Origin of the sequence: Azospirillum lipoferum 4B, assembly GCF_000283655.1 — a bacterium.
Lineage (GTDB): Bacteria > Pseudomonadota > Alphaproteobacteria > Azospirillales > Azospirillaceae > Azospirillum > Azospirillum lipoferum_C.
The window spans coordinates 695,475-708,250 of the sequence record NC_016586.1 but is presented as its reverse complement, the minus strand read 5'-3'; the positions used below and the strand labels follow the sequence as shown (position 1 = coordinate 708,250).

Below are 12,776 nucleotides of genomic sequence, written 5' to 3'. Positions count from 1 at the left end.
TTTGCAAAAAGCATCTGCAGAAATGAGCGGGAATAAATGGGAAACGGTAACAATTGGGACGATCTGCGTTACCTGCTGGCAGTGGCGCGGCACGGCTCCCTGTCGGCCGCCGCCCGCGTCCTGGGAGTGAACCACAGCACGGTTCTGCGCCGGGTGACGGCGCTGGAACAGGCGATGGGCGCCCGGCTGTTCGACAAGCTGCCCGGCGGCTATGTGCTGACCGCGGCGGGCGACGAGATGCACCGGGTTGCGCAGAAGATGGAGGAGGATCTGGCCGCCGCAAACCGCCTGCTGTCCGGCCGCGACACCCGGATCGGCGGCAGCCTGCGCGTGACCACCGTCGACATCCTGACGCTCTACATCCTGCCGCGCCACATCGCCGCCTTCCGCCGGCTGCATCCCGAGCTGCGCGTCGATCTGGTGGCGGCGGAGGCCTCGCTCAGCCTGACCCGGCGCGAGGCCGACGTGGCGATCCGCGCCACCAGCCGGCCGCCGGAGAACCTCGTCGGGCGTGCCGTCTCCGGACTGGCCTTCGCCGTCTATGGCGCATCCTCCTATCTGGAGCGGGCGGGAGATGCCGGCGACCTGGACCGCCACCCGTGGGTGGGGCTTGACGAATCCTTCGAACACACCTCCCTCGCCCAGTGGATGAAACGGACGGTGCCGGCGGCCTCCATCGGCTATCGGGTGAATTCGGTCGCCGGGGCGGTGGAGGCGGTGCGGGCCGGGATAGGACTCGGCCTGCTGCCCTGCGGGGTGGTGGACCGCGACCCCGCCTTCCGCCGCATCGGCGATCCGGTGCTGGAGGCCGACACCAAGCTCTGGCTGCTGACGCACCAGGACCTGCGCCACATGGGCCGCGTCCGCGCCTTCCTGGACTTCATGGCCGACGCGCTGACCCGCGACCGCGACCTGCTGGAGGGGCGCCACGCGTGATCGGAGTGACCAGTAAACGCCCTCTCCCGTCCCGGGAGAGGGAGGGGACCCACGAAGTGGGGAGGGTGAGGGGGATCGCGAAAATCCCGAACCGCATGGTTCCTTGTGCCACCCCTCACCCTTCCCACCGCTTCGCGGTGGGCCCCTTCCCTCTCCCGGGGCGGGAGAGGGAGCCATATGCGATGGTATGCCCCCGCCGCCGGGTGGACCACTGGAACTGTGGGTCGTCGGCGATCAGGTGGCGATGGTCGGACAGCCGGTTGCGCTCCAGCCAGCCGACGGTCGCCTCCAGCTCCGACAGAGTCATCTCGGAGCGCGCCTTCTTCATCAGCCGCTTCAGCACGGCATTGTAGATGTGGTAGCCGGTCGGCCCCTCGGCGACGAGGTTGTTGTCCTCGTCCTCGATCACCTGCGCCGCGACCAGCTGGCCGATGCGCTGGCGCAGGTGATGCTCGGCGGCGCTCGGCGTCAGCGGCAGCTCTCCCGGATCGCGCGAGTGGGAGCCGAAATCGGGGCCGGGCGCCACCACGACGAAGCTGAGCGCGGTGGCGTTGGATTCCAGCGGAATGATCTCCGGCTCGCGCTCCGTGCTGCGCTCGAAGGGAAGCTCCTGCTGGGGACGGCGGGTCTTCACCATGGCGCGGGTGCCCTGCTGGGTCTCCACCATGGTGCGGAACTGCTCGAACAGCGCATCGGACGGGTGGTAGATCAGCGCCCGCTGCCGGTCATAGGGGCCGCCATGCGGGTCCACCCGCGTCGCCCGCGCGATGGCCTGCTCCAGCCAGGGGCGCGAGCGGATATGCGTCAGGCAGGCGACATGGGTGATCGACGGTGCGTCCAGCCCCTCATAGGCCATGGCGACCGAGACCAGCACCGCCGGCTCGGCCCGCAGCCGGAAGGCGGCCACCACCTCCTGCGCGTCGCGGCACTCGGAAATGGCAAGACGCGCCATGCGCCCGGCCTGCTCCTTCGGCATCCAGCCCTGCAGCGTCTGCAGATAGAACCGCGCGGTCCCCTGGTCGGGCGCGATCACCAGCAGCTTGCCCAGCCCCGCATCGTCGCGCCCGCGCGGCAGCTTCAATTCCGCCCGCCGCTTGGCGCGATGCTCCCGGCAGGAGCGGTAGGCCTCGCGCAGCATCGCCTGGGCGAAGCCGGTGCGGAGCGCGGTGAACAGGGCGTCGCGCGTGTTCTCCCCCGCCTTGGACAGCGCATCGACCCAGCGGTTGGTGCGCTCCGCATCCAGCCAGGAGGCCGAGCCGTCCATCGCCCCGAAGGTGACGGGCAGGATCGCCTTCTCGGCCAGCGCCTGCCGGCGGGAATAGCCGACCACCGCCCAGCCCGGCGCCTTGAAGTCGATCTCCCGCACCTTGCGGGTTCCCTGCGGCGCGCGATAGGGCAGCCACAGGATCGGGCGGCCGTCGGCGCGCTCCAGCGTCCCGCTCATCAGCAGCCGGGCCGACGCATTCTCCAGCAGCGGCAGGATGGACCGGCTCCAGGCGGTTTCCTCCTCGACCGCCGCCATGCGGTCGGTGTCGAACACCGCCGGCAGATGGTGCAGCTCGTCCACCGCCAGCAGGTAGCGGTGACGGCGGAACTCCTGCAAATGCAGGTCCGGCGCTGCGGCGACCGCCTGATAGGTCGTGATGTAGCCCTGCAGCCCGCGGCAGAGGTCGCGCCCATTCTCCGCCGCCCGCAGGGCGAGGGTGTGTCCCAACACCTCGCGCCAGCGCGGATCGACGAAGGCCTCCTCCGCCTGCTGGCGCAGGCTGTCGCGCGGCACGATCCAGCACACCCGGTCGATCCGCCCCGCCTTGTGCAGCGCCGCCGCCATGATGACCGGCAGCAGCGATTTCCCCCCGCCGGGCGTCACCGCCGCAAGAACGTCGCGAACCTCCGTCTGCTGCTGGCCGATGGCGTCGGCGATGGCGCTGACCAGTTGCTGATGGGTTCTCAGCTGCGGCATTCAACCCTGCTCCCGCTGTGGACGAGGGATGAGCAAGCCTAAATTCCCGCGAGTCCCCCGGTCATGGGTGCAATCGGAGGTGAGGGACCCCATCGGGAGTAGTACCGCCTCCGGTCGGGGGCAGCGATTCGCGCCGCCTAAGCCCTGTGAGGGTCACCGGCTGCCGCATTTTGACGTACGCACCTTAACGGCCCTTTTGCCGCGATGGACAAAGCTCGGCATGGGCACCTGCCAAAAGGCCGGGTGCCGCAGGAAAGTCAATTTCTGAGTTGCGCACCTCAAGATGCCGGAATATGGTTTGCGGCATGAACAATCAAATCAGCGATGCCCCCCTGACCCTGCGCGACGTGGCGGCGGCGGCCGGCGTCAGCCTTGCGACGGCCGACCGGGTCGTCAACGGCCGGCCCGGCGTCAGCGCCAAGACCGCGCTCAAGGTGCATGAGGCGGTGCAGCGGCTGGGCTTCCGCCCGCTGGCGGCGGCGGCGGAGCTGGCGCGGTCGCGCTCCTGGCGCTTCGCCGTGGTCCTGCCCGGCGGCGGCAACCGCTTCATGATGGACATCGCCGACAACATCCGCGCCCAGGCCGACTGGTTCCGCGCCCGGCGCATCGCGGTGGAGATCGTCGAGACCGACGTGTTCGACGCCGACATCCTGGCGGCGGAGTTGGCGACGCTGCCGGGCCGCTTCGATGCGGTGGCGCTGGTGGCGTTGGACCATCCGCGCATCCGCGCCGCCATCGACGATCTGGTCGAAGGCGGCATGGCGGTGGTGACGCTGGTGTCGGACGCCCCGTCGTCGCGGCGCATGCATTATGTCGGCATCGACAACATCGCCGCCGGCCGCACCGCCGGATCGCTGGTCGGCCGCTTCCTCGGCCCGCCTCGCGCGGGGGAGCAGGGCGGCGCCGTCGGCATCGTCACCGGATCGGGCAGCCTGCGCGACCATGCCGAACGGCGCTTCGGCTTCGGGCAGGTGCTGGCGGAGGAATACCCCCACCTGATCCGCCTGCCGCCGGTCGAGGGCCGCGACGATCCCGAGCGCAACCGCGATCTGGTCCGCCGCATGCTGGCCGACAGGCCCGATCTGGTGGCGATCTACAACACCGGCGAGGGCTCCGTCGGCATCGGGGAGGCTCTGGCCGAGGCCGGTCTCGCCCGCAAAATCCTCTGCGTCGGCCATGAACTGACGCCCGCCACCCGCCGCATGCTGCTGGACGGCACCTTCGCCGCCCTGGTCGCCCAGGATCCGGGGCACGAGGCGCGCTCCATGGCGCGGGTGCTCCACGCCCTGGTTACCGGCCAAGAGATCGTCACGGCGCAGGAACACATCCGGGTCCAGGTCATCCTGCGCGACAACCTGCCCTGAAGGGGCATCGGAAACTGCCCGCAAGGGCAACAGAAAAGGTCGACCGTCATGTTTCTCGGGATCGACATCGGCACGTCGAGCGTCAAGGCGGTTCTGACCGACGCCGACGGGGCCGTTTCCGGCAGCGCGTCCCGCCCCTGCACCGTTTCCCGCCCCCATCCCCTGTGGTCGGAGCAGGAGCCGGAGGACTGGGTCGCCGCCGCCGTCGCCGCGGTGGACGAACTGGCCGAACGCCGGCCGGCCGCACTCGCCGCCGTGCTCGGCATCGGCTTCTCCGGCCAGATGCATGGCGCCGTCCTGCTGGGCCATGACAACCGGGTGCTGCGCCCCGCCATCCTGTGGAACGACGGCCGTTCCCACCGCCAATGCGCGACGCTGGAGGAAACCCTTCCGACGCTCCGCACCATCAGCGGCAACATCGCCATGCCCGGCTTCACCGCGCCGAAGCTGCTGTGGGTGGCGGAGGAGGAGCCGGACATCTTCGCCGCACTCGCCAAGGTGCTGCTGCCCAAGGCCTATGTCCGCTGGCGCTTCACCGGCGCGATGGTGGAGGAGATGTCGGACGCCTCCGGCACGCTGTGGCTCGACGTCGGCCGGCGCGACTGGTCGGACGAGCTGCTGGCCACCACCGGCATGACCCGCGCCCACATGCCGGATCTGGCCGAAGGCTCCGACGCCGTCGCCCGGCTGTCGCCCGATCTCGCCCGCCGCTGGGGCATGCCCACGCCGCCGGTGGTGGCGGGCGGGGCGGGGGATTGCGCCGCCAGCGCCGTCGGGCTCGGCGCCATCGCGCCCGGCGACGGCTTCCTCAGCCTCGGCACTTCCGGCGTGCTGTGGCGGACGACCGACCGCTTCCTGCCCAACCCGGCGATGGCGGTCCATGCCTTCTGCCACGCGCTGCCCGGCGTCTGGCACCAGATGGGCGTCATGCTATCGTCCGCTGCCTCACTGGCCTGGGCCGCCTCCACCCTCGGCGCGCCGGAGGCGGAGCTGCTGGCCCCGCTGGGCGACGCGGTGGACGCTCCCTCGCCGGTCGCCTTCCTGCCCTACCTGTCGGGCGAGCGCACTCCCCACAACGACGCCACCCTGCGCGGCCTGTTCGCCGGCCTGTCGGCGGAGACCGGCCGCGACGCCCTGGTCCAGGCGGTGCTGGAGGGCGTCGCCTTCGCCGCCCGCGACAATCTGGTGGCGCTGGGGGCGGGCGCGCCCACCTCGTTCGACCTCGCGGGCGGCGGCTCCCGCTCGCGTCTGTGGGCGCGGATCTGCGCCGACGCGCTGGGCGTCACCATCCACCGCATCGAGGATGGCGAGGTCGGTGCCGCGCTCGGCGCCGCCCATCTCGGCCGCATGGCCGCGACCGGGGAGTCCCCCGCCACCGTATGCCGCAAGCCCCGCCGTCTTGAGACCTTCACCCCCGATCCGGCCCGCGCCGAGGCGTACAGCCAGGCTTGGCTGCGCTGGCGCCGGCTTTACCCCCTTGCCAAGGAGTTCGCGTCTTGAGCACCGCCTCATTCTTCGGCGACCTGTCCCCGGTGGCCTATCGCGGACCGGACAGCCGCGACCCGCTGTCCTACCGCTGGTACGACAAGGACCGCGTCGTGCTGGGCAAGCGGATGGAGGACCATCTGCGGCTGGCCGCCTGCTATTGGCACAGCTTCTGCTGGCCGGGCGGCGACCCCTTCGGCGGCGAGACCTTCCAGCGTCCCTGGATGCGTCCCGGCCAGGACCCGATGGCGGCGGCCCGCGCCAAGGCCGATGTCGCCTTCGAGATGTTCCGCCTGCTCGACATCCCCTTCTTCTGCTTCCACGACCTCGACGCCGCGCCGGAAGGCGCCACGCTGGTCGAAAGCGTCGACAACCTGAAGGCCGTCACCGAGCTGTTCGCGGCCAAGATGGAGACCGCCAAGGTCCGTCTGCTGTGGGGCACCGCCAATTTGTTCTCCCACCGCCGCTACATGGCCGGCGCCGCGACCAACCCGGACCCCGACGTCTTCCTCTATGCCTGCGGGCAGGTGCGCGCGGCGCTGGAGGCCACCCATGCGTTGGGCGGCGCCAACTACGTCATGTGGGGCGGCCGCGAGGGCTATGAGACGCTGCTGAACACCGACCTGAAGCGGGAGCTGGACCAGATGGGCCGCTTCCTGGCGATGGTGGTGGAGCACAAGCATAAGATCGGCTTCGACGGCCCGATCCTGATCGAACCGAAGCCGCGCGAGCCGACCAAGCACCAGTACGACTTCGACGTCGCCACCGTCTACGGCTTCCTGGAGCGTTACGACCTGCTGGCCGACGTGCGGGTGAACATCGAGCAGAACCACGCCATCCTCGCCGGCCACAGCTTCCAGCACGAGGTGGCGCTTGCGCTGGCGCTCGGCATCTTCGGCTCGCTCGACATGAACCGCGGCGACGCGCTGCTGGGCTGGGACACCGACCAATTCGCCAACGACATCGGCGAGTTGACGGTCGTCATGCACGACATCCTGAAGGGCGGCGGCTTCACCACCGGCGGCCTGAATTTCGACGCCAAGATCCGCCGCCAGTCGCTCGACCCGGAGGATCTGCTGCACGGCCACATCGGCGGCATCGATAGTTGCGCCCGCGCCCTGCTGCAGGCCGCGCAGATGCTGGAGGACGGCGCCCTGACCAAGCCGCTGGCCGAACGCTACGCCGGCTGGGACAGCGCGGAGGGGCAGGCGATCCTGTCCGGCGGCCGCACCCTCGCCACGCTGGCCGACCGCGCGCTGACCGGCAACCTCAACCCCCAGCCGCGCTCCGGCCGGCAGGAGTATCTGGAGAACATCGTCAACCGGTACGTCTGAGAGGGGACGCATCACAAGCCCTCTCCCGCCCCGGGAGAGGGGGATGATGTCCCCGCCACTGCTTCCGTCAATAAACGCCGCCGCCCCGATGCGGCCACACAGGGAGGAAACACGATGAAGCACCGCCTCACCGCCACCGCCGCCGGCCTGTTCCTGACGCTTGCCACGACCATGACCGCAACCGCCGCGCTCGCCGCCGGCACCACCGTCGGCGTGTCCTGGTCCAACTTCCAGGAGGAGCGCTGGAAGACCGACGAGGCCGCGATCAAGGCCGTCATCGAGAAGGCCGGCGGCAAATACCTGTCGGCCGACGCCCAATCCTCGCCGGCCAAGCAGCTGTCGGACATCGAATCGCTGATCTCCCGCGGCGCCCAGGCGCTGATCATCCTGGCGCAGGACGGCGACGCCATCCGCCCGGCGGTGGAGAAGGCGGCGGCGGAGGGCATCCCGGTCGTCGGCTATGACCGGCTGATCGAAATCCCGTCCGCCTTCTACATCACCTTCGACAACAAGGAGGTCGGCCGGCTGCAGGCGCGCAGCGTCTTCGCGCTGAAGCCCAAGGGCAACTACGCCTTCATCAAGGGCAGCTCCACCGATCCCAACGCCGACTTCCTGTTCGCCGGCCAGATGGAGGTGCTGAAGGCCGCCATCGACCGCGGCGACGTGAAGAATGTCGGCGAGGCCTACACCGACAAATGGCTGCCCGCCATCGCCCAGCAGAACATGGAGCAGATCCTGACCAAGACCGGCAACAAGGTCGACGCCGTGGTCGCCTCCAACGACGGCACGGCGGGCGGCGCCGTGGCGGCGCTGGCGGCGCAGGGCTTGGCGGGAACCGTGCCGGTGTCGGGCCAGGACGGCGACAAGGCGGCGCTGAACCGCATCGCGCTCGGCACCCAGACGGTATCGGTGTGGAAGGACGCCCGCGAACTCGGCCGCCGCGCCGCGGAGATCGCCATGGAACTGGCCGGCGGCAAGAAGATGACCGAGATCGCCGGCGCCACGACCTTCGACGGCGGGCCGAAGAAGCAGAAGATGACCTCGCTGTTCCTCACCCCCATCGCCATCACCAAGGACAACCTCAACCTCGTGGTCGATGCCGGCTGGGTGACCAAGGACGTGGTCTGCCAGGGTGTGAAGCCCGGCAGCGTCAAGGTCTGCAACTGATGGCGGAGCCGTCCACCACCCTGTCCCCGGCGGCGCCTTCGGACGCGCCGGCCGGACGGCGGGCCGGCTTCGGCGACGCCCTGCGCGCGCTGGAGCTGGACACCCGCATGGTCGGGATGATCGGGGCGCTGGCCGTCGTCTGGATCGGCTTCGACATCCTGACCGGCGGCGCCTTCCTGACCCCGCGCAACCTGTGGAACCTGTCGGTGCAGACCGCATCGATCGCGGTGATGGCGACCGGCATGGTGCTGGTCATCGTCACCCGCAACATCGACCTGTCGGTGGGCTCCATCCTGGGCTTCACCGGCATGGTGGTGGGCGTGCTCCAGGCCCGCATCCTGCCGGAGATCTGGGGTTTCGACCATCCGATGACCTGGGTGGTGGCGGTGCTGGCGGCGATTGCCGTCGGCGGGGCGGTGGGGGCGCTGCAGGGCGCCATCATCGCCTATCTCGGCGTGTCGTCCTTCATCGTCACGCTGGGCGGGCTGCTGGTCTGGCGCGGCGCCGCCTGGTGGGTGACGACCGGCCAGACGGTGGCGCCGATGGACGGCCTGTTCAAGCGGCTGGGCGGCGGCTTCGAGGGCGCCATCGGCGCCGGCCCCAGCTGGGCGGTCGGCATCGCCGCCATCCTGCTGTCGGTCGCCGCCATCCTGATGACCCGGCGGCGGCGGGCCGGCTTCGGCTTTCCCGTCCGGCCCTTGTGGGCGGAAGGCGTGGTGATCCTGCTGGTGGCCGCCGCCATCGCCGGCGCCGTGCTGGTGGTGAATGCCTATCCGCTCCCCGTCCCGGTGGTGCGCCGGATGATGGAGGCGCAGGGGATCGCTACCGACGGCACCTTGCCGGTCATCGCCCACGGCTTCGCCATCCCGGTGCTGATCGCGCTGGCTGTCGGCGTAGCGGTGACCTTCCTGTCGCGGCGCACCCGCTTCGGCCGCTATGTCTTCGCGCTTGGCGGCAACCCGGAGGCGGCGGAGCTGTCGGGCATCAACACCAAACGGGTGATGGTGATGGTGTTCGGGCTGATGGGCGCGCTGTGCGGTCTGTCCGCCTGCATCGCCACCGCCCGGCTGAACGCCGCCACCAACGCCAACGGCACGCTGGACGAGCTGTATGTCATCGCCGCGGCGATCATCGGCGGCACCTCGATGGCCGGCGGCGTCGGCACCATCCTGGGGGCGATGCTCGGCGCCATGGTGATGCAGTCGCTGCAATCCGGCATGGTTCTGCTGGGGGTGGATGCGCCGATGCAGAACATCGTCGTCGGCATCGTCCTGGTCGCCGCGGTCTATATCGACACGCTCTATCGCAGGGGGATCAAATGACCGGCCTTGCCATGGCGGAACCCCAGGCCGCGACCCGCCCGCTGGTGGAAATGCGCGACGTTTCCATCGCCTTCGGCGGCATCAAGGCGGTGGACGGCGTCAGCATCGACCTCTATCCCGGCGAGGTGGTCGGTCTGCTCGGTCACAACGGCGCCGGCAAATCGACGCTGATCAAGATCCTGTCCGGCGCCTATGCCGCCGACCATGGCGAGATCCGGGTGAACGGCGAGCCGGTGCAGATCTCCAGCCCGCGCGACGCCAAGCGCTGCGGCATCGAGACGATCTATCAAACGCTGGCGCTGGCCGACAATGTCGATGCCGCCGCCAACATCTTCCTCGGCCGGGAAAAGCTGACCCCCTGGGGCACGCTGGACGACCACGCGATGGAGGCGGAGGCGCGCAAGGTGATGGGCCGCCTGAACCCGCATTTCCGCCGCTTCAAGGAACCGGTCAAGGCTCTGTCCGGCGGTCAGCGCCAGTCGGTCGCCATCGCCCGCGCCATCCATTTCGACGCCCGCGTCCTGATCATGGACGAGCCGACCGCAGCACTCGGCCCCGCCGAAACCCAGCAGGTGGGCGAGCTGGTGAAGCAGCTGAAGCAGGAGGGCATCGGCATCTTCCTGATCTCCCACGACATCCACGACGTGTTCGACCTTGCCGACCGCATCCATGTGATGAAGAACGGCAAGCTGGTCGGCACCGCCCGCGTCGCCGATGTGACGAAGGACGAGGTGCTGGGCATGATCATCCTCGGCAAATGCCCGCCGGGCGCGGTTCCCGGACCGGGGGCGGCGGGCTGAGCGGCGACCTCCGGCCGGCACCGGCGTGGCGGCACCCCGGTGCCCGCACGCGACGCCGGTCGAGTGTCTTCAAGCCATTGACAAGAGTGCATTTATTCGGCCGTCATCGCGGAGTGTCCTGGCTCCCCGCCTTCGCGGCGATGACGCGGAAAGAGGCGCCTGTGCATTGGGAAATGGGCAAAGCCCTATAGGTGACCGCCTATGGGTCAGCGGGCGCGGGAGGTGACAAAGTCGAGGCCAATTTGGAGAGCCTGGGTGTTCGGGTGCTCCTCGCCGAGCACGCGGCGGCGGACTACCAAAACCTGTTCCTGAAGCTCCCGCGCCCCGGCGAGATCGCCTTGGCTGCTCAAGGTCTCAGCGACATTGTTCATGGAGGTCAAGGTCTGCGGGTGCTCCTCGCCGAACACGCGGCGGCGGACGGCCAAGACCTGTTCCTCCAATACCCGCGCCCCGGCGAGATCACCTTGCTTCCAGAGAGTCGAAGCGAGATTGCCCATGGAGACCAAGGTGTTCGGGTGCTCCTCGCCGTATAAATGGCGCACGGCGTCAAGCTGCCTCTGCCGAACCGCGATGGCCGGGCCGTAAGCTCCACGCTCATCCTCATACCTGCCCAACCAGCTCAGAAGCATGGCGGTTTCCTCATCCTCCACCGACTCGGTCAGCGTGCGGACATGCCCGATCAGCGGTTCGAGCGTGGCATGCTCTCGAATATCTGCCGCCCTCGGCATCACCCGGTTCATCACCCTCACCGCCGCCGCCCGCAAGTCTTCGGAGGCGGCAGCGTGCTGGCGCATCGTGCGGGCGGTCAGGATGTGGACCGTCACCTCCTCCGGGCCAAGGCGGTCCACCAGCGCTTCCGCTTCGGCGGCCTGAATCTCCAGCAGGGCAATCCGGCGACCGGCGGCCTCGTCGCCCGCATGCTCCGCCAGGACATCCGCGATGTACTTCGTCGGGATCGGGTCGGACGCCAGGAGGGAGGCGAGTTGCAGCACCAGCACGCCCTCCGGCCGGAGGCGGCCGATGCTTTGCAGCAGGGTGACGGCGATGCCGGGATGGTGGCCGTTGGGAAGCTCGCCCGCCAACTCCTCCATCAGGGCCAGCGCGTCGGCACCGGGGTTGCGCAGTTCTTTCAGAAACTCGGCATAGCTCATGGCGCGCAGAGCAGCACCGGCGACGTCCACGGCCAGAGCATGACGGCCCAGCTCCGTCACGATCTCCGCCGCCATTGTCCGTTCGGCCTCGTTGCGCGGCGGCTGGCGGCTGGTGAGCAGGCGGAAAGCGTCCTCCGTCGTCAGCACGTCGAGCCGGTGGATCGTCCCGCAGCCGTCCAGACGGGTGCCGCGCGTGGTGACGAGGGTGCGGCCGTTGGTGCTGGGCGCCGTCCAATGGGCCAGCACCGCGGCATTGGCATCGCTCGGCAGGTCGTCGACGATCCACAGATAGGGCTTGCCGAGCGCTTCCAGATGGCGGCCGACCTGGGCGGCGACGGCAGACGGCTCCATCCCCTGCACGGGCAGGCCGAAGCTCCGGGCCAGTTGGAACAGGTGCCGGCCGGCGCTGCCTTCCGCCTCCGCCTCGCGCCCGTCCGCGGCCACCGCGCCGGTACGGGCTGCGGACAGCCAGACGATGCCGCCGGGATAGGCGGCGCCGAAGCGCAGCGCGTATTCCTCGGCCAGCATCGACTTGCCGATGCCGCCCATGCCCTGCACCTGCACCAGATCGCCGCCGGGCCGCGCGCCGGTGATGACGGTGACGGCGGCGGCGGTCAGCCCGCTATGGACGCTCCACAGATCCGGCACGCGGCCGACGAAGCGGTTGGACCCGATGCGCCGCTGGCCGGCCAGCCAGGACGGCGCCTGCAAGGGGCGGATGTCGCCGATCCAGGTCGCGGCGCGGTCCAGGCGCCGGGCGATGCGCCCGGCCAGATCGGCCACCGCGTCGGTCCCGCCTTCCAGATACAGGCGGTCGCGCAGTTCGACGGGCTGGATGTGGTCGCCGCCCTGTTCCGGGTTGACGACCAGGATGCGGCGCGACAGATCGCCCCCCTCATGCTGGGCGGCGAGATAGGCGGCGGTCAGTTCCCATTGGCAGGGGCGGGAGCGCGTATAGGCCCGCGAGTACCACGCCACCAGCATGCGCGCCTGCCCCAGCCCCTCGACGATGGACCGGGTGATCGCGTCGCTGTCGCCGATTTCATGCTCGTCGAACCAGACGGACAGGCCGAGGCGCCGCAACTCTTCGACCAGCGGGCGCACCCGCTCTGCGTCCGCACGCGGGTAGCTGAAGAACAGATCGGCCATGAAACGGGAAAACCTTCGCAGCTGAATCGCCGTTTCACTGTAGTGCAGGACGGGCGTGCTGCAAAGGCTGACGGCGGCAGCGCTTCAGGATGGGCCGAGGCCGGA

The 12,776-nt window shown here is 69.7% G+C and carries 9 protein-coding genes; 7 read left to right on the top strand and 2 right to left on the bottom strand.

The features are described 5' to 3' along the window. Window positions 1-36 precede the first annotated feature (36 nt). On the top strand, window positions 37-936 hold the full coding sequence (locus AZOLI_RS21385; RefSeq protein WP_014189228.1) for a LysR family transcriptional regulator: 900 nt from the start codon (window positions 37-39) through the stop codon (window positions 934-936). Window positions 937-1,051: 115 nt separating this feature from the next. On the opposite strand, the gene AZOLI_RS21380 is transcribed toward AZOLI_RS21385, so the two are convergent. Then, entirely contained in the window at window positions 1,052-2,899 is a 1,848-nt protein-coding gene (locus tag AZOLI_RS21380) for a DEAD/DEAH box helicase (protein ID WP_014189227.1), read from the bottom strand. A gap of 305 nt (window positions 2,900-3,204) precedes the next feature. On the opposite strand from AZOLI_RS21380, the gene AZOLI_RS21375 reads away from it, so the two are divergent. The 6 genes from AZOLI_RS21375 (at window position 3,205) to AZOLI_RS21350 (ending at window position 10,371) form a co-directional block, all read left to right on the top strand. Beyond that, window positions 3,205-4,263, top strand: a complete 1,059-nt coding sequence (locus AZOLI_RS21375; protein WP_014189226.1) for a LacI family DNA-binding transcriptional regulator — start codon at window positions 3,205-3,207, stop codon at window positions 4,261-4,263. Between the two features lie 48 nt (window positions 4,264-4,311). Beyond that, window positions 4,312-5,763: a xylulokinase gene (xylB, locus tag AZOLI_RS21370; protein ID WP_014189225.1), complete on the top strand. Its 1,452-nt coding sequence runs from the start codon at window positions 4,312-4,314 to the stop codon at window positions 5,761-5,763. Continuing rightward, window positions 5,760-7,082: a xylose isomerase gene (xylA, locus tag AZOLI_RS21365; RefSeq protein WP_014189224.1), complete on the top strand. Its 1,323-nt coding sequence runs from the start codon at window positions 5,760-5,762 to the stop codon at window positions 7,080-7,082. Before xylB ends, xylA begins: the two co-directional genes overlap by 4 nt. Window positions 7,083-7,253: 171 nt before the next feature. Continuing rightward, window positions 7,254-8,249 (top strand): D-xylose ABC transporter substrate-binding protein, encoded by a 996-nt coding sequence (gene xylF / locus AZOLI_RS21360; RefSeq protein ID WP_044552682.1) that lies wholly within the window; start codon window positions 7,254-7,256, stop codon window positions 8,247-8,249. After that, window positions 8,249-9,571 carry a sugar ABC transporter permease gene (locus AZOLI_RS21355; protein WP_014189222.1) on the top strand — a complete coding sequence of 441 codons (1,323 nt, stop codon included), beginning with the start codon at window positions 8,249-8,251 and terminating at the stop codon, window positions 9,569-9,571. Before xylF ends, AZOLI_RS21355 begins: the two co-directional genes overlap by 1 nt. Then, window positions 9,568-10,371 carry an ATP-binding cassette domain-containing protein gene (locus AZOLI_RS21350; RefSeq protein WP_014189221.1) on the top strand — a complete coding sequence of 268 codons (804 nt, stop codon included), beginning with the start codon at window positions 9,568-9,570 and terminating at the stop codon, window positions 10,369-10,371. The genes AZOLI_RS21355 and AZOLI_RS21350 overlap by 4 nt, the downstream gene beginning before the upstream one ends. Window positions 10,372-10,577: 206 nt before the next feature. On the opposite strand, the gene AZOLI_RS30495 is transcribed toward AZOLI_RS21350, so the two are convergent. Beyond that, entirely contained in the window at window positions 10,578-12,671 is a 2,094-nt protein-coding gene (locus tag AZOLI_RS30495; RefSeq protein WP_014189220.1) for a tetratricopeptide repeat protein, read from the bottom strand. Window positions 12,672-12,776 lie beyond the last annotated feature (105 nt).

Excerpts from the sequence above, each read along its gene's own strand:
- AZOLI_RS21385 (WP_014189228.1), top strand. The coding sequence starts at position 37 with ATGGGAAACGGTAACAATTGGGACGATCTGCGTTACCTGCTGGCAGTG.
- AZOLI_RS21380 (WP_014189227.1), bottom strand. The coding sequence starts at position 2,899 with ATGCCGCAGCTGAGAACCCATCAGCAACTGGTCAGCGCCATCGCCGAC.
- AZOLI_RS21375 (WP_014189226.1), top strand. The coding sequence starts at position 3,205 with ATGAACAATCAAATCAGCGATGCCCCCCTGACCCTGCGCGACGTGGCG.
- xylB (WP_014189225.1), top strand. The coding sequence starts at position 4,312 with ATGTTTCTCGGGATCGACATCGGCACGTCGAGCGTCAAGGCGGTTCTG.
- xylF (WP_044552682.1), top strand. The coding sequence starts at position 7,254 with ATGACCGCAACCGCCGCGCTCGCCGCCGGCACCACCGTCGGCGTGTCC.
- AZOLI_RS21355 (WP_014189222.1), top strand. The coding sequence starts at position 8,249 with ATGGCGGAGCCGTCCACCACCCTGTCCCCGGCGGCGCCTTCGGACGCG.
- AZOLI_RS21350 (WP_014189221.1), top strand. The coding sequence starts at position 9,568 with ATGACCGGCCTTGCCATGGCGGAACCCCAGGCCGCGACCCGCCCGCTG.
- AZOLI_RS30495 (WP_014189220.1), bottom strand. The coding sequence starts at position 12,671 with ATGGCCGATCTGTTCTTCAGCTACCCGCGTGCGGACGCAGAGCGGGTG.